We start from the raw sequence: 13,193 nt of genomic DNA on the forward strand, positions 1-13,193 counted from the left end.
GGCCGGGCGCGCTGGATAGGCGGCGCGGTCTCAGAATTCGGTGCCATTACCCACCGTCGCGTAGATCGTGCCGGAGCCGCCCGGCATGACGGCGCCGATCTGGTTGACGTAGGGGCCGGCAAAGATGCGTGCCCGCGTTCCAGCCGGCACCGGCATATCGCCTTCGCTTGCGCTCTGCGGCCCATTGCCGACGCGGACGAAGGCGAGCGAGGCCGTGGGGTTTGTCACCACCACCGTATCGCCCTTCGCCGGCAATGCCGTGCTCGCGCTGGTCGAGGTCGCGGCAATGGCGACCGTGCCGGCGGGATTGAACGGGTTGACGCTGCCAACGGTCATTCGGCGGCTTCCAGCAGCTTGCGGGCGGTATCCGGCAGGATCACGTCGCCGGATCCGTCGAGATGCGCGGCCCAGGTGCGGCGCTCCGCGTCCGGGTTCGGATGCTCGGGGCTCAGAACGCCGTTGAACATCTCGGGGTTGGCCCCCGGCATGAAGCCCAGCCGGAGATTGACGCCCCCGGCCATCGCCCGCCCGACCGCTTCAACGCCGGCACCGAAAGCGGCCTCGCCGTTTGCGAGCAGTCGCTTTGCCTCAACGATCATCGCCGCGCCTTCGATCCGCAGCTTGATCCCGGCAGCGAGAACAGGCTCCCAGGCGCGTTGTTCTGCGGTGCGGAGGTCTTCGCCGGCCTTCGTGACGGCGGCCTCGGCAGCGGCAAGGCTTTCGCGCCGGAACAGGACGCTATCCTCGGCGGCGCGGATAGCGGCCTCGGCCTTCACCAGTTCGCCCGTGTCGATCGCCTCGCCTTCGGCGGCCCGCTGCACGAGGTTGGCGCGGGTGGCGCGGGCTGCGGCAACGGCGGCCTCGGCATCGCTGATTGCGGCGGTAGCAGTTGCAACCCGGCTGATCGCCGCCTGATAGGCTTCGCGCGCCCGCTGCGGCAGGCCTGCATCGCGGAGGTTGAGAATGTCCTGAAGGTCCATCTGATTTCCTTTCAACGGTCGAGCCCGAGACGCTTCAACGTGCCGTTCAGCGCGTTTTCGTTCTGCCGGGCGGAATCAGTTGCTCGCTGGACGCGCTGAACGTGATCGAGGATCGCGGCTGAAACCACGTCGCCCTCGCGCCCTGCCAGGTCGCGGACGCCGATTTCCTCGGTCCATCCCGCATCGAAGCCGGCGCGCATCCGCCGCCGGTTCACGTGCTGTTCAAGCGGGGTCATCTCTGAAAACGGCTTACCCATTTCGCTGCATTCCTATAGTCAACTTTTCAAATAATAGCAGAAATGGCGGATAGGAGACAATAAATATTAAATATACTGTTCGGCATACGGTAGCATATTACTATGAATTACTATGGATCATAGACGATCATTATTTGAACCGGCTTGCGCACTACATCTGCACCGATTGCGCCGCAGGTGCCATCTCAACGATATACGGCGGACGTCGTTTCCGCCGCTATCGCTGATCCATTCCAGCAATAGGCTTGTTTATGTCAGTCGTTTGGGGATTTGGCGCCCGTCTTGGATACGTTTACGGGCGCCGGTATGGCGTTCAGTTGATCGGCTGGGCCGGCGTGACGCGCGGGTGACGGTCGCCCGGCGGCGGGAGGATCAATATTTGAGGCCGCTGCCCGAATACTGCACGCCAGGCTTGGGCCTGCTCGGTCGTTGTCTCGATCAGGGCGAGCGGCGCCGCGCCGGAAACAGCAGCCCGGACGGCTTCCTGATAGTGGCCGCGCTGGCCGCCGGCTGCATGGACGATGGCACTGCGAGCCATGCGCCGCAGCCGTGCCGTGCAGCGCCAGCCGTCCGGCCCTACGGGCGTTTCCCCATCATCGCCCACCAGGATGACAAGCGGCCGCGCTGCCCGGTCAAGAGCCTTCGGAAGCCCGGCGCCGGGCATGACCTCGACCAACTGGATCAGCCCATCGGCGGCGGCGGCGTAGAGCGGCAGCCGCCACGGCACCAGGCGCGAAGCAACCTCGATGACGCGGCCGAACTCGGCTTTTGTCCTTATCTGCATCATTGGATCAAACTCCACGCTTCGCGCCTCGGGCTGCCGTCGAGCACTGTTCCGGTCGGTAGTCGCTCGATCCATCCGTGATCTTCGAGGATGGCAACGGCCCGCTTGGCGTCGGCGGCCTGCCGCAGCCGGTTCGGCCCGGACTTGTAAAGCGCAGTGAGGTAAAGGCGTGGCTCGGGCTGCGACTGCCACCAGGTGAGCAATTCTTGCGCTGCGTCCAGTTCGGGATCAGGTGCAACCGTCTCGCCGAGGCGGAGTTGTTCGCCAGCATACCATGTTGCCAGTGCGGCGCCGGCCTCGAAAGTCTCGGCGTCGATCATATCCCGCCCGGCATAGGCACCGAGGATGCCGGCGAGGCGGCTGGCGTGTTCGGTCATCTTTGCGCCGAAACCACGGATTGAGGCGTAGCGCCGACCGTCCGCCAGGTCGCGTTCGGTTGCATCGTGAAAAAGGATCAGGCGGCGTTCGGCCGCGACGTTGAAGGGCAACGGCTCAGGATCGAGGCCGTCCGATCCTTCCAGCAAGCGCGGCCGTTTGGCGAGCATGTAGCCCAAACGGTCGTTGTATTCGTCGAGTAACAAGTCAAAGTCGGATTCCCGTTCCCGCCACATGCGGGTGCCCATTGTGGTGGACGGGTCCGCGATTAGCATCCGCGCGAGAAGGCCGTTGTCGCGTGCGCTGCTGTTGTCCAGCAGGATGGCGGCAACGGAGCGTTGAACAAACAGGCTAAGCGAAGCTCGGCGCCCGCGCGCGAATGTCGCTTTACCTGCCCGCAGCCGCTTAATCGGGGCGCCGTCCCACAGCGAATTGATTGTGGTCATCGTCCTCAGCGCGGCGTCTTCTGACATCGCATGGCCGCCAAGGAATTGACCGCCTTCGCTCGAGAAGATCGAAGCGTATGGGCGAAGCACGAGCAAATTGATTAGACCCTCAATGGTCCCCTCCTGCGCGGTCAGGATCGGGGGGGCCGGCGGTTTCGGCTCTGATCCGACATCTGCCAGCGCCCGCTCGGCTGCAGCGCGGCCGTCCTTTGCGGCCTTGCGCGCCTCGATCCGGGCGGCATCAAAAGCCTCTTTGTCGCGGCTGAATTTTTCCTGATCCACCTCGAATTGCGCCGCAAGTGCGGCCTCGGCGCGGGTGATCGGAAAACTAGCGAGAATATCTACCGATGACTTGCGCTCGCCCGAGTGCCCGATGGTCATAAAAGCCGTCAGCAGCGGCCGCACTCCGATGACCGGAATTTCGACATCGTAGTGAATCGCGGCAGCGAAGCCGGCCGCGGCGAGCACGGATGCAGCGCATAGAGCGTGCGGGGCCTGCGTCCTGCGCTGGATGGCCTCTACTGCCGGCCGCAAAGCGAGCAGCGCAGCCATCGGATAAGGCTCCGGCGGCGGCGTCTCGCGTTGGAGAGGCCGTTTCAACTCCGGTGGCGTGCTCGCCTTGGCAGCGGCCTCGCGGGCGATCTGATCGGCCATGAAATGGTTCATCGTGCCACCTCGCGCGCCGATAGTGCGCTTTTCAGCGTTGCCTCGATCTCTCGCCTTTCGAGGCCGGCGACGATGGCGGCGTGTGCCATCGCCTCCGCAACCTCGCCGGCTGACAGTCCGCCGGTCGAGGTGAGGCGCAACAAGCCATACGTCTCGGAATTCAGTGTCGCGTTGCGGGTGCCAGGCGCGGCGCCGGCGACACGCTCGATTGCGCGCCGTAGCGCGGCCTCGGCATAGGCGCGGGCGCGGCGGTCGTTCCCTGCCCACGGCGCGGCAGGTGGCGGCGTCCAGGCCGGTTTCGGCGGCGGCGCAAGCCATTCAGGCCACTCGGCCAGCGGGCCGGCAGACAGGACAGGAAGGCCGGCAGCGGGCCACCAGATGCACGATTGCGGATTCCGGAGAATTCGCCCATGGATTCCGATTTTAATTCGCCCACGATTCCGACGTTTATTCGCCCGGGGATTCCGAGATTTATTCGCCCGGGTAGCGGTCTCTGTGGCTGTTGATTTCGTTGCTCTCCTGTTCTTGTTGGGTCAAGCGGTTTTTGGGGTTTGCTTGCGGGTCTTGCGCAGGCTTTCACCGGTGAGTTCGATGCGGTGGGCATTGTGGAGCAGACGGTCGAGAATGGCGTCGGCGTAGGTCGGATCGCCGATCAGCTCATGCCAATGCGCCGGAGGGATCTGGCTGGTGATGATGGTGGCGCGACGGCCGTAGCGATCCTCGACGATCTCGAGCAGGTCGTGACGGGCGCTGGCGTCAAGCGGTGCAAGGCCGAAGTCGTCGAGGATCAGCAGATTGACGGTGCCGAGAGTGCGGATCATCCGGCCGTGCCGCCCTTCGGCGCGGGCGAGTGCGAGTTCGGTGAAGAGTTTCGGCGCGCGCTGATAGAGCACGCTCCTGTCATCACGACATGCCTTGTGACCGAGGGCGCAGGCCAGCCAGGATTTTCCGACCCCTGTCGGCCCGCTCAGGACGAGATTGTCGTGCGCGTCGATCCACTCACCCTGGATCAGCTTCTGGAACAGAGCCCGATCGAGGCCGCGGGCACTCCGGTAATCGACATCCTCGATTGCAGCGTCATGGCGCAGCTTGGCATGGCGCAGCCTTGTGCTCAACCGCTTGTCACGTCGGACGGTGATCTCGCGGTCGAGCAGAAGGCCGAGCCATTCGGCGTGACTGAGGCTGGGGGTTTCGGGATTGGCGTGCAGCTCGGTGAACGCGCGGGCCATGCCTGCAAGACCGAGCTGGTGGATCTGATCGAGGGTCGGATGGTTCAGCATGAGGCTTCTCCTTGTCATCAGTGGAAATATCCGCCGCCCCTGATGTTGGGGTGGCGGATCGGGGTGGGATCGGGACTGGCGGTGCCGGCGGCTCGCTCCAGCCGGTGATCGAGGATGGATTTGACCGAGCCGTAGGTCAGGGTGCCGATGGTGAGCGCGCGCTCGGCTGCGGCGTCGAGCCGGTCGGCGCCAACACTGCGGGCCAGGCGAAGGATGCCGATGCAGGCGCGGAACCCCTGCTCCGGATGAGGCCGGCGTTCGAGGATCAGGGTGCAGAGTGTCGCGACCGACGGGCCGAGCCGTGCGGCTTCCTGATGGATCCGCGCGATGGTCCAGTCGCCGTAACGCCGGTGGCTCGAGGGCATGTGCTCGGCGATCGTCGTGTGCTTGCCGTTGCCCGACCCGCGCGCATGCACGGCGATCCGCTCGCCACGGAGAAAGATCTCGACCGTGCGCACGGTGAACCGGGCCTCGACCTCGGCGCGGGCGTGCCGGTAGGGGACGGAGTAAAAATGCTTCTCGATCTCGACGTGATAATCGATGCCGACCCGCCGGCGCCGCCATTGCGCCAGCACATAGGGTTCGGCCGGCAGTTCCTTCAGCGCGGGACGATCGAGTGTTTCCAGCAGATGCCGTCTTGTCGCCCCCAGGCGACGGACGACCCGCTCCTCGTTCAGCCAGCGGCAGAATTCAGCGATCGCGGCATTCAGTTCGGCGAGGCTGTAAAATGCCCGGTTGCGCAGCTTGCCCAGCAGCCACCGCTCCGCCAGCAAAACCGCCACCTCGACCTTCGCCTTGTCACGCGGCCGCCGCGGCCGCGCCGGGAGAATGGCCGTGCCGTAATGGCGCGCCATATCGGTGTAGGTCCGGTTGACCTGTGGATCGTAGAGGCAGGCGCGGATGATCGCGACCCTGGCGTTGTCGGGCACCAGCAGCGCCGGCACGCCGCCAATTGCTGCCAGAGTGCGATTATGCGCCTCGATCCAGTCCGGCAGGGTCTGGGTCCAGGTCGCCTCAGCATAGGTGAAGCTCGATGCGCCGAGAACGGCGACGAAGATCTGGGCCGCACGCGTCTCGCCGGTGAGTCGGTCGATCACCACCGGCACCGTGTCGCCGGCATAATCGACGAACAGCTTCTCGCCCGATGCGTGGGTCTGGCGCATCGTCACCGGTAGCCGGGCTTCCCAGCTCCGGTAGAGCTCGCAGAACCGGCTGTAGCGATATCCGTCCGGGTGCTCGGCGATATACTCGTCCCACAGGATCGACAGCGTCACGTGCTTGCGCTGCAACTCGCGGCGGATACGCCCCCAGTCCGGCTCATCCACACGTCGATGCCCCGGCCGCTTGCCCGCCGAGCCTTCGAACAAGCGCCTTTCCAAGGCCGCTTCGGACAGCGCCAGAGCCCCTGGCCCATCGAGCCCGGCCGCCTCCAGTCGCCGCAGCGTCAAGCGCACCGTCGATGCCGCAACCCCGACCCGGATCCCTACCTGGCGGGTCGAAAGCCCCGCCATCCTCAATCTGACAATCTCGCGCACATCGCGCATCGCAATCCGCTCCACTGGCATTCATCCACTCCCTCGATCAGACAAAGGGAGGGAACCTGAACCAGCCAGCAGAGACCTCAATCCGACCCGGCCAACCCCGCCCGCCTGGGCGAATAAAAGTCGGAACAGGTGGGCGAATTAATCTCGGAATAGGTGGGCGAATAATTCCCGGAATCCCGGGCGAGTTAATATCGGAATCCCGGGCGAATTGAGCCCGGAATCAGCACACGATCCCCCGTCCGCCCGGATGTCGATGCCGGGGGCGATGGCTGACACGCTGGAACGCAGCCCGGCGCGATGCTTGAACCACAAGTGCAGGCCGCCGGACCGGGTGCGGTGCGTCCGGGTGGCGGGCAGCTTGTCGCGGTTCGCCTCGAACCAGTCGAGGCCGCCCGGCTTGTTGTCAATATCCAAGGCGGCGATGCCGGAGCGTTCGCCGGTCGCAACCCCTACCAGGACGAAACCAAAATCGCGGTGCATCGCGCGGATCACGGCGGGATCGGTCGAGGCGGCCAGATGACCGCGCGGGCAGCGCGGAGCCTTATCGTTGCCTACGGGGAAAACGGCGCGGCCGGCGGCGGCGAGGTCGAGGGCGGTGTCCAGGATCTTGGCCATCAGTTGCCCTCGCGGATCATGCCGGCCAGCGCCTCAGCGATGCGGCGGCAGTGGCGAGCCTCAATGTCCGCCAGCGCGCGGAGCACGCTATCGCGCTCGCGCTTTGCCATGATCCAATCGGCGCGGCTGGCGAGCGAGCGGGCAGCGCGGCGCAGATCAGCCTCGGGCATCTCGATAGTCAGAGTCCGGCGGCGTGAGCGGGTTTCGATGTCGTCAATAATGCGGTCGTGCTGCCGGTCGGCAGCGCCTTTGCGGTCAACCATTTTGGGCATCCTTTCTGCCCCACAAACCGCTTGCACCGAGTCACCGACGCCTCTATCTCTGTATCGCCGCCAAGCAATCCAAAGATTTCCGCGCCGCTCCGGAGCCAGTAGGTTTTCGGGGCGGTGTTCATTTGGGGGATCAGGCCGCGCTCTTGGGCAGGTTTTCAGCAAACCGGCGGAGGCTCTCAGCGGTAATGAAGGTGCTGCGGCCCAGCTTGCGGACGTCGAACGTCCCGGCCTTCACCAGCTCCCAGAACTTTGCGTGTCTGACGCCTAGGGCGGCCTGCGCCTCGGCTGGCCGGTAGAGAAGTTTTGTGTCAGTCGTCATTCCTTACTCCATACGGATGTTAATGGACTGACGATCCAGTTATCAGGTCGCGTATCGTACTGACAAAGTCCTTTTGCGGGAACAAAGCAGTTTTTTTCAGATTACTTCCCGCCTTGTTTTCTGCGCTTGTCGCGCAGCCAATCATTGCCGATTTCAATGCCCGAGAGTTCTCGCAACGTTGCCTGAACAAACCTATTGAACGGGGCTTTCGGCGCGTCTGTTGGTTCGACACCGAACAAGTGAGCAAATGAAAGGCGAAAGTCTTCCAACGCGCCGTCAAGCCAATTGGGGCGAGGCTGGCCGCGCGCTCGGCCAGACATCGCAGATTGTCGCTTCGACCAATTTTCTAGATGGTCGAGCCGCCCAATTAGATCAAAACAGGGGTCTTGCTCGGCTGTTTCTGGCTGCTCTCGAACGTGCCGAGCGCATAAGTTCTTAAGCTCGGCGGCCAACTTTGTCATTCGCAGCCAGTCCGATTTTTTGAATGTGTCAGGACGTGGCTCGATTGCGTGAGCTAGCGGAAACATCGCCATGAACACATTTCGCCAAGCCGCTGCGGCAACTGTCTCGGGCACGGCAAGATGCAGGCGAACCTCAGAAACAATCCGCGCTTGCGCCTCGGCGTCGAGTTGACGAAACCGGGGAGGATTAAGCGCAGCACGAAAAATAACTTTGCCATCCGCCCCCGTGATTTCCACGAATTGCGGATCGGCCGGGGCTTTACCCCCGGCCTCCCTGTCATCGGTCACAGTCCATTCTCCCGCGCCAGGCGCCGCACCGTTGAGACGCGATACCCCGCCCGCCAGCACATCACGTAAAACCGCACCTTGCCGGCCAGATGCCGCACCAGCAGCATGACGAAGCCGGGCCAGTGGCGAGGGTGCTGGGCAACGTAGATCAGGGCCTCGCGCAGCGTGGCGTTCGAGCCGGGCTTGGCTGCGCGGGTCATGCTGCCCTCTCGTCTGAGTTCATACCCGCGTCATCGCAGAATTTCTGCCAGTTATCGCGCAGCACGTGGGCCTCCATCTCCACAGCGTCCGCCAGCCAGCGCAGGGAGCGAAGCCTGCTTTCGTCAGGCGCGGCGGGAAGATCACTCGCGAACGTCCGCAGGGCGCGGGCGGCGTCCTGCATCCGGCTTGTGCTGTCGTCTACGTCGGCTGCGCGGAGTTCCACCACGCTCTTGACGGGGCGGCTCATGCCAGCCTCCCAGCATCACGGATAAGCAGAGCGTTCAGCCGATCACAGAGATAGAGCCGCTCGTTGGTCGGGTCGAGTTCGCGAGAATCGGCGTAAGCATGGGCGGCGCGGGCAATGGCAGCCACCCCGGAAGCCGTCTCAGCCTTCATTCGGGTGATGCGGTCGAGCAGATCCTGTGTCTCGGCTTCGAGGGGTGCCGTCTGCGCGTCGATCCGTTCCTCGGTTTCGATTGTCAGGTCGGGCACCTTATACGCTGCCTCATATTCAGCTTGCAGCAGCACGAACCGGTCGCACATGGCGATAAGCTCGGCGTCCGGGTTGCCGGCAGCGGTAGCGACCGCAGGGGCGACGATGGCGGCGGCGCTTGCCATCGCGGCCTTGAGCGTGTGGCGGCGGTTCATGCCAGCCCGGCCCGGTGCATCGCACCTGAAAGGATCAGGCCGACGAGGCGCCGCTCGCTGGCGGTCGTCGCCATCGCCGCCAGGTCGCGGGCGGGGGCTTCGGCCCGGCGGGCCACGTCCAGCACCAGCACGCGGGGCCGATTGTCATTCGTGGCCGGATTCGTGGTATGGTTTTTTCGATCTCGTTGCATGGTTCAGCCTTCCATATTCGGGATCAATCGCCGGGGCGGGCTGCAATCCCGCTCCGGCACTCCCGGTTCGCCGGCATCCGGCCGGCACGGATCAGTTAGGCGCGGCGCATCGCCACCACCTTTTCAGATTCCTCGACCAGCCCGGCGCAGTAGTTCGCCCAGGCTTCCATAAGCTGCCGCCGCTTCGCGAGCAGGTCGCCGCGCTGGTATGCCGCCTCTGTGCGGTCTTTGTTGATATGCGCCAACGCAACCTCGGCGATCTCGCGTGGGAAGCTGGTCATCTCTGCAGCCCAATCGCGAAACGATGACCGCATCCCATGCGCCGTGAAGCCCGGCCGCAGCACAGCGACGGCCTTGGCGAGCGCAACGTCTGTCATGGGTTTGCCGGGTGCGCCGCCGGGGAAGATCAGCCCATCCCGGCGGGGAGAGCGGCCTGCCATCTCGCGCAGGAGTTCGACGGCACGCGGAGCCAGCGGCACGCGGTGTTCTTTTTTCATCTTCATTCGAGGCGCCGGGATCACCCACACGGCTGCGTCAAAGTCGATCTCATCCCATCGGGCGCCGCGCGCCTCGCCGGAGCGTGTAGCCGTCAGGATGGCGAACTCTAGGCATCGCGCCGAAACGGCTTCACGCTCGCGCAGTTCGGCCATGAAGGCCGGCATGTCGTGGTAGTCGAGCGCAGCGTGATGCTTCACCGCCCGCACTTTCGCTTTCGGTGCATAAATCTGATCGAGGAAGCCCGGCCAGCGGGCCGGATTGTCGCCGCTTCGCCAGCCATGAACCGTCGCGTATGCCAGCACGGCCTCGACGCGGCCGCGCAGCCGGCTAGCCGTCTCCGGCTTTTCGGCCCAGATCGGATCGAGCACCCGGCGGACGTCGAGCAGGCTGATCTCGCTTACCGGCCGCTTTCCAATGATCGGACTGGCGTAGGTGGCGAGCGTGTTCTCCCACTGTTGAGCGTGCTTTGGGTTTGACCATTCGGCTCGATGCGCCTCGACATAAGCCGCGGCGACGGCATCGAAGGTTCTGGCAGTCTGCTCGGCGGCGAGGTGCTGGCGTTCGCGGCGCTGGGCGAGCGGATCGAACCCATCCCGCACAAGATTACGTAGCTGGCGGGCCTGCTCGCGGGCTTCACTCAGGGATACATCCCGGAGCGGGCCAAGGCTCATCCAATGCTTGCGTCCAGCCATCGTGTAGCGGAACGCCCAACTTTTCGAGCCGTCAGCCCGAACGCGCAAATACAAACCGCCCCCATCGTGCAGGTTGCCCTCGCGGTTCGCGTTCGTAATGGCGAGAGCGTTCAAGCGTTTTGAGACGGTTTTGGGCATCGTCAGCACCCCGAACCGCAGAAAACCGCAGAAAACCGCAACCGAACCGCAACCCGTTTGCGGTTTTGTTTGGCACTTAAACCATTGATTTCATTTGGCCGACACTCAGGAACCGCAAAAACCGCAGAAACCGCAGGGGGTCTATGTGCCGTGGTCGCTGGGCTCATCACGTCAGACTCTCCGTCGAACTGTCCGGCTACATGCTCGGGCCTTCATGGATACACCATAATCCCGCACGTCCTAGGACGTCAATGGACGTTATAGGGCAAACTTTGGCTATATCGCTGGGTGTATGCCGCCGTTTCTCTGAGGCTAGATCACGAGGTAAGGCGGACATCCCCTCCGCCAGTTTCGCTTTTCACGCGATCTCAATCAGTCTCAACCACCTGAAATCTCTTCACTTTCCTCCGTGACGGTGTCCTAATCCGTCTCACGAAATACCCCTCAATCCCGGGGCGCCCTGGGGTCGGATGCGGGGTATGGGACAGGAAGCAGGGGTATGCTCACCGACATCGCCATCCGCAAGGCACAGATCCGAGACAAGCCATACAAGATGTTTGATTCCTATGGTTTGTACCTGCTGGTCACGCCGGCTGGAGGAAAGCTCTGGCGCTTCCGCTACAAGATCGGCGGCAAGGACAAATTGCTCAGCATCGGCCCCTACTCCGAGGTGATGCTCTCCGCAGCGCGGGATGCGCGCGACGAGGCCCGGGCCGGGCTGCGCGCCGGCCGCGATCCCTCGCTGGTCCGCAAGCAGCTGCGCGCACAGGCCGCCAATGACGACCGGAAGTTCGAGAAGGTCGCGTGCGACTGGCATACGCTGAACAAGTCCCGCTGGACCGAGCGCCACACGGCGGACGTGATGATCAGCCTCGAGCAGATGGTTTTTCCCCTCCTCGGCAATGTCGACGTCGCGGTGATCACGCCGCCGATGGTGCTCGACGTCATCCGGCGAATCGAAGCGCGCCCGGCGCTGGAGACCGCGCGCCGGGTCCGCCAGCGGATGTCGGCGATCTTCCTGTTTGCGATGGGGCTCGGGCTCGCAACCACCGACCCTGCGGCGGTGATCCAGAAAGCCATGGCGCCGATGACCAAGGGGCGGCAACCGGCCGTGGTCACGCTGGAGGAAGCCCGGGAGGCGCTGGCAGCCTGCGAGGCGATCCCTGCGCACCCGGTGACCCGGCTGGCGATGCGGTTCCTCGCCCTCACCCATGTCCGACCCGGAGAGGTGCACGGCACACGGTGGACCGAGTTCGAGGGGCTGGAGGGAGACGAACCGCTCTGGCTGATCCCCGCCCACGGATGAAGATGAAGGACGCCCACAAGGTGCCGCATGGCTGGCGGGCAACATTTTCCTCGATCATGAACGAGCGGTTCCCGGCTGACCGGGCGATGACCTCAGCCCCGGCCACGACCAGCACCCGATCGACGAAACCTTTGACCAATACGTCCCGGAAGGCATAGGTCGCCGGCACCGAGTCGTCGTTCATCCGATAGCGGACCAGCGCCGTCGACGAGACCCGCGCCGGCTTCTTCTCGCAGGGCTCGAACGGTCCCGCCGGCAACACCCTCAATGCCGCGAGGTCGCGCAGCAACCGCTCGCCAATCGTCTCTTCATGGCGTCCAGAATGCTCATCCTGCCGCGCCAGACAGCGCGCTTCCAGCGCCGCGTTCAGGGCATCGAAGCTCGCCGCATGCGGCAGCGGCGTCATGAAGCGCCGCTGCGTATACTTCACCAGCCCCTCGACTTTCCCCTTGTCGTTACCTTTGCCAAGACGGCCGAACCGGCCCCTGAACAGGTAGTGGCTGATCAACTCCGTGAAGGCGCGCGTCCGCGTCCGTTGGCCATCGCCAAGGATCCGCGCCACCGCCAGCTTCGTGTTGTCGTAGAGGATCGACAGCGGCACCCCGCCGAAGAAGGCAAAAGCCGACACATGCCCGTCCAGAAACGCCTCCGTCGTCTCCGCCGGATATGCCTTCACGAACGGGGCATCCGAGTGCGGCAGGTCCATGCAGAAGACGTGCATCACCGTCCCACACCGCCGATGAAGCCAATGCACTGGCCGAAATCCACCTGCGCATGCCCAGGCGGATACGAAGCGGCACGAATGCCTCGCGAAGCCGCAGCCGTGCCGGCCGGACGTAATCCTTCACCACCGTGTAGCCGCCCGTATAGCCGTGCTCGTCGCGCAGACGCTCAAATATCCGCTGCGCCGTGTGACGCTGCTTCACCGGCGCGTTCCGATCAGCCTCCAGGATCGCGTCGATCACGAGGATGAACGGCCCAAGCTTCGGCTTCACAGGAGGCTGCTCACGCCGATACCCTGGAGGCACAGAGAACCGGCAGATCTTCGCCACCGTCTCCCGGTTCAGATCAAAGACACGCGCAGCCTCCCGCCGGCTCCGCCCCTCGACAACCACAAATTGCCTAACCGCCGCATAAACCTCTACTGAATACATCCACGGCAGCCTCTCCCTCCGTTCAGAAAGAGGCAACTCTAAAAGTGGCCGGTTTTTGCCCCGCCACGCAGCAGCATG

General features: G+C 64.2%; 18 protein-coding genes and 1 pseudogene. 1 reads left to right on the forward strand and 18 read right to left on the reverse strand.

The window, feature by feature from the left end:
- Positions 1 to 30: 30 nt before the first annotated feature.
- From ACRY_RS13945 to ACRY_RS14020, 17 genes are all read right to left on the reverse strand, one after another.
- Positions 31 to 336, reverse strand: coding sequence for a hypothetical protein (locus tag ACRY_RS13945; RefSeq protein ID WP_012039947.1), 306 nt, complete (start codon positions 334 to 336; stop codon positions 31 to 33).
- Positions 333 to 980 (reverse strand): hypothetical protein, encoded by a 648-nt coding sequence (locus ACRY_RS13950; RefSeq protein ID WP_012039948.1) that lies wholly within the window; start codon positions 978 to 980, stop codon positions 333 to 335. Before ACRY_RS13950 ends, ACRY_RS13945 begins: the two co-directional genes overlap by 4 nt.
- Before the next feature lie 11 nt (positions 981 to 991).
- A complete protein-coding gene (locus tag ACRY_RS13955) occupies positions 992 to 1,216 on the reverse strand; it encodes a hypothetical protein (RefSeq protein ID WP_043509199.1) in 225 nt (74 codons plus the stop codon).
- Between the two features lie 334 nt (positions 1,217 to 1,550).
- On the reverse strand, positions 1,551 to 2,024 hold the full coding sequence (locus tag ACRY_RS13960) for a hypothetical protein (protein WP_012039950.1): 474 nt from the start codon (positions 2,022 to 2,024) through the stop codon (positions 1,551 to 1,553).
- Complete coding sequence (locus tag ACRY_RS13965; protein ID WP_231295268.1) at positions 2,021 to 3,496, reverse strand: YfjI family protein; 1,476 nt, start codon at positions 3,494 to 3,496, stop codon at positions 2,021 to 2,023. The genes ACRY_RS13960 and ACRY_RS13965 overlap by 4 nt, the downstream gene beginning before the upstream one ends.
- Before the next feature lie 8 nt (positions 3,497 to 3,504).
- Positions 3,505 to 3,651: a hypothetical protein gene (locus ACRY_RS19740; protein ID WP_155856379.1), complete on the reverse strand. Its 147-nt coding sequence runs from the start codon at positions 3,649 to 3,651 to the stop codon at positions 3,505 to 3,507.
- Positions 3,652 to 4,041: 390 nt separating this feature from the next.
- A complete protein-coding gene (istB, locus tag ACRY_RS13975) occupies positions 4,042 to 4,788 on the reverse strand; it encodes an IS21-like element helper ATPase IstB (RefSeq protein ID WP_011930761.1) in 747 nt (248 codons plus the stop codon).
- Positions 4,789 to 4,805: 17 nt separating this feature from the next.
- Entirely contained in the window at positions 4,806 to 6,332 is a 1,527-nt protein-coding gene (gene istA / locus ACRY_RS13980) for an IS21 family transposase (protein WP_081432832.1), read from the reverse strand.
- A gap of 138 nt (positions 6,333 to 6,470) precedes the next feature.
- Positions 6,471 to 6,947 (reverse strand): bifunctional DNA primase/polymerase, encoded by a 477-nt coding sequence (locus ACRY_RS13985; protein WP_012039952.1) that lies wholly within the window; start codon positions 6,945 to 6,947, stop codon positions 6,471 to 6,473.
- Positions 6,947 to 7,210: a hypothetical protein gene (locus ACRY_RS13990; protein ID WP_043509202.1), complete on the reverse strand. Its 264-nt coding sequence runs from the start codon at positions 7,208 to 7,210 to the stop codon at positions 6,947 to 6,949. Before ACRY_RS13990 ends, ACRY_RS13985 begins: the two co-directional genes overlap by 1 nt.
- 139 nt (positions 7,211 to 7,349) lie before the next feature.
- Positions 7,350 to 7,538, reverse strand: a complete 189-nt coding sequence (locus ACRY_RS13995; protein WP_043509204.1) for a helix-turn-helix transcriptional regulator — start codon at positions 7,536 to 7,538, stop codon at positions 7,350 to 7,352.
- A gap of 101 nt (positions 7,539 to 7,639) precedes the next feature.
- A complete protein-coding gene (locus tag ACRY_RS19745) occupies positions 7,640 to 8,287 on the reverse strand; it encodes a hypothetical protein (RefSeq protein ID WP_012039954.1) in 648 nt (215 codons plus the stop codon).
- Positions 8,284 to 8,487 carry a hypothetical protein gene (locus ACRY_RS14000; protein ID WP_043509206.1) on the reverse strand — a complete coding sequence of 68 codons (204 nt, stop codon included), beginning with the start codon at positions 8,485 to 8,487 and terminating at the stop codon, positions 8,284 to 8,286. Before ACRY_RS14000 ends, ACRY_RS19745 begins: the two co-directional genes overlap by 4 nt.
- A complete protein-coding gene (locus ACRY_RS14005) occupies positions 8,484 to 8,735 on the reverse strand; it encodes a hypothetical protein (RefSeq protein ID WP_012039955.1) in 252 nt (83 codons plus the stop codon). The genes ACRY_RS14000 and ACRY_RS14005 overlap by 4 nt, the downstream gene beginning before the upstream one ends.
- Positions 8,732 to 9,136, reverse strand: a complete 405-nt coding sequence (locus tag ACRY_RS14010; RefSeq protein ID WP_012039956.1) for a hypothetical protein — start codon at positions 9,134 to 9,136, stop codon at positions 8,732 to 8,734. The genes ACRY_RS14005 and ACRY_RS14010 overlap by 4 nt, the downstream gene beginning before the upstream one ends.
- Positions 9,133 to 9,327 (reverse strand): hypothetical protein, encoded by a 195-nt coding sequence (locus tag ACRY_RS14015; protein WP_043509207.1) that lies wholly within the window; start codon positions 9,325 to 9,327, stop codon positions 9,133 to 9,135. Before ACRY_RS14015 ends, ACRY_RS14010 begins: the two co-directional genes overlap by 4 nt.
- Positions 9,328 to 9,422: 95 nt before the next feature.
- Positions 9,423 to 10,655: a tyrosine-type recombinase/integrase gene (locus ACRY_RS14020; RefSeq protein WP_012039957.1), complete on the reverse strand. Its 1,233-nt coding sequence runs from the start codon at positions 10,653 to 10,655 to the stop codon at positions 9,423 to 9,425.
- Positions 10,656 to 11,154: 499 nt separating this feature from the next.
- On the opposite strand from ACRY_RS14020, the gene ACRY_RS14025 reads away from it, so the two are divergent.
- Complete coding sequence (locus tag ACRY_RS14025) at positions 11,155 to 11,961, forward strand: tyrosine-type recombinase/integrase (protein ID WP_012039958.1); 807 nt, start codon at positions 11,155 to 11,157, stop codon at positions 11,959 to 11,961.
- Positions 11,962 to 12,040: 79 nt separating this feature from the next.
- Here the strand turns inward: ACRY_RS14025 and istA (ACRY_RS19205) are convergent.
- A pseudogene (istA, locus tag ACRY_RS19205) lies at positions 12,041 to 13,115 on the reverse strand (IS21 family transposase); the annotation flags it as partial.
- Positions 13,116 to 13,193: the final 78 nt, after the last annotated feature.

Source organism: Acidiphilium cryptum JF-5 (assembly GCF_000016725.1).
GTDB classification, from domain to species: domain Bacteria; phylum Pseudomonadota; class Alphaproteobacteria; order Acetobacterales; family Acetobacteraceae; genus Acidiphilium; species Acidiphilium multivorum.

Bases quoted from the DNA above. Each gene is read 5' to 3' on its own strand.
- ACRY_RS13945 (WP_012039947.1), bottom strand. From the start codon at position 336: ATGACCGTTGGCAGCGTCAACCCGTTCAATCCCGCCGGCACGGTCGCC.
- ACRY_RS13950 (WP_012039948.1), bottom strand. From the start codon at position 980: ATGGACCTTCAGGACATTCTCAACCTCCGCGATGCAGGCCTGCCGCAG.
- ACRY_RS13955 (WP_043509199.1), bottom strand. From the start codon at position 1,216: ATGACCCCGCTTGAACAGCACGTGAACCGGCGGCGGATGCGCGCCGGC.
- ACRY_RS13960 (WP_012039950.1), bottom strand. From the start codon at position 2,024: ATGATGCAGATAAGGACAAAAGCCGAGTTCGGCCGCGTCATCGAGGTT.
- ACRY_RS13965 (WP_231295268.1), bottom strand. From the start codon at position 3,496: ATGGCCGATCAGATCGCCCGCGAGGCCGCTGCCAAGGCGAGCACGCCA.
- istB (WP_011930761.1), bottom strand. From the start codon at position 4,788: ATGCTGAACCATCCGACCCTCGATCAGATCCACCAGCTCGGTCTTGCA.
- istA (WP_081432832.1), bottom strand. From the start codon at position 6,332: ATGCGCGATGTGCGCGAGATTGTCAGATTGAGGATGGCGGGGCTTTCG.
- ACRY_RS13985 (WP_012039952.1), bottom strand. From the start codon at position 6,947: ATGGCCAAGATCCTGGACACCGCCCTCGACCTCGCCGCCGCCGGCCGC.
- ACRY_RS13990 (WP_043509202.1), bottom strand. From the start codon at position 7,210: ATGGTTGACCGCAAAGGCGCTGCCGACCGGCAGCACGACCGCATTATT.
- ACRY_RS13995 (WP_043509204.1), bottom strand. From the start codon at position 7,538: ATGACGACTGACACAAAACTTCTCTACCGGCCAGCCGAGGCGCAGGCC.
- ACRY_RS14000 (WP_043509206.1), bottom strand. From the start codon at position 8,487: ATGACCCGCGCAGCCAAGCCCGGCTCGAACGCCACGCTGCGCGAGGCC.
- ACRY_RS14005 (WP_012039955.1), bottom strand. From the start codon at position 8,735: ATGAGCCGCCCCGTCAAGAGCGTGGTGGAACTCCGCGCAGCCGACGTA.
- ACRY_RS14010 (WP_012039956.1), bottom strand. From the start codon at position 9,136: ATGAACCGCCGCCACACGCTCAAGGCCGCGATGGCAAGCGCCGCCGCC.
- ACRY_RS14015 (WP_043509207.1), bottom strand. From the start codon at position 9,327: ATGCAACGAGATCGAAAAAACCATACCACGAATCCGGCCACGAATGAC.
- ACRY_RS14020 (WP_012039957.1), bottom strand. From the start codon at position 10,655: ATGCCCAAAACCGTCTCAAAACGCTTGAACGCTCTCGCCATTACGAAC.
- ACRY_RS14025 (WP_012039958.1), top strand. From the start codon at position 11,155: ATGCTCACCGACATCGCCATCCGCAAGGCACAGATCCGAGACAAGCCA.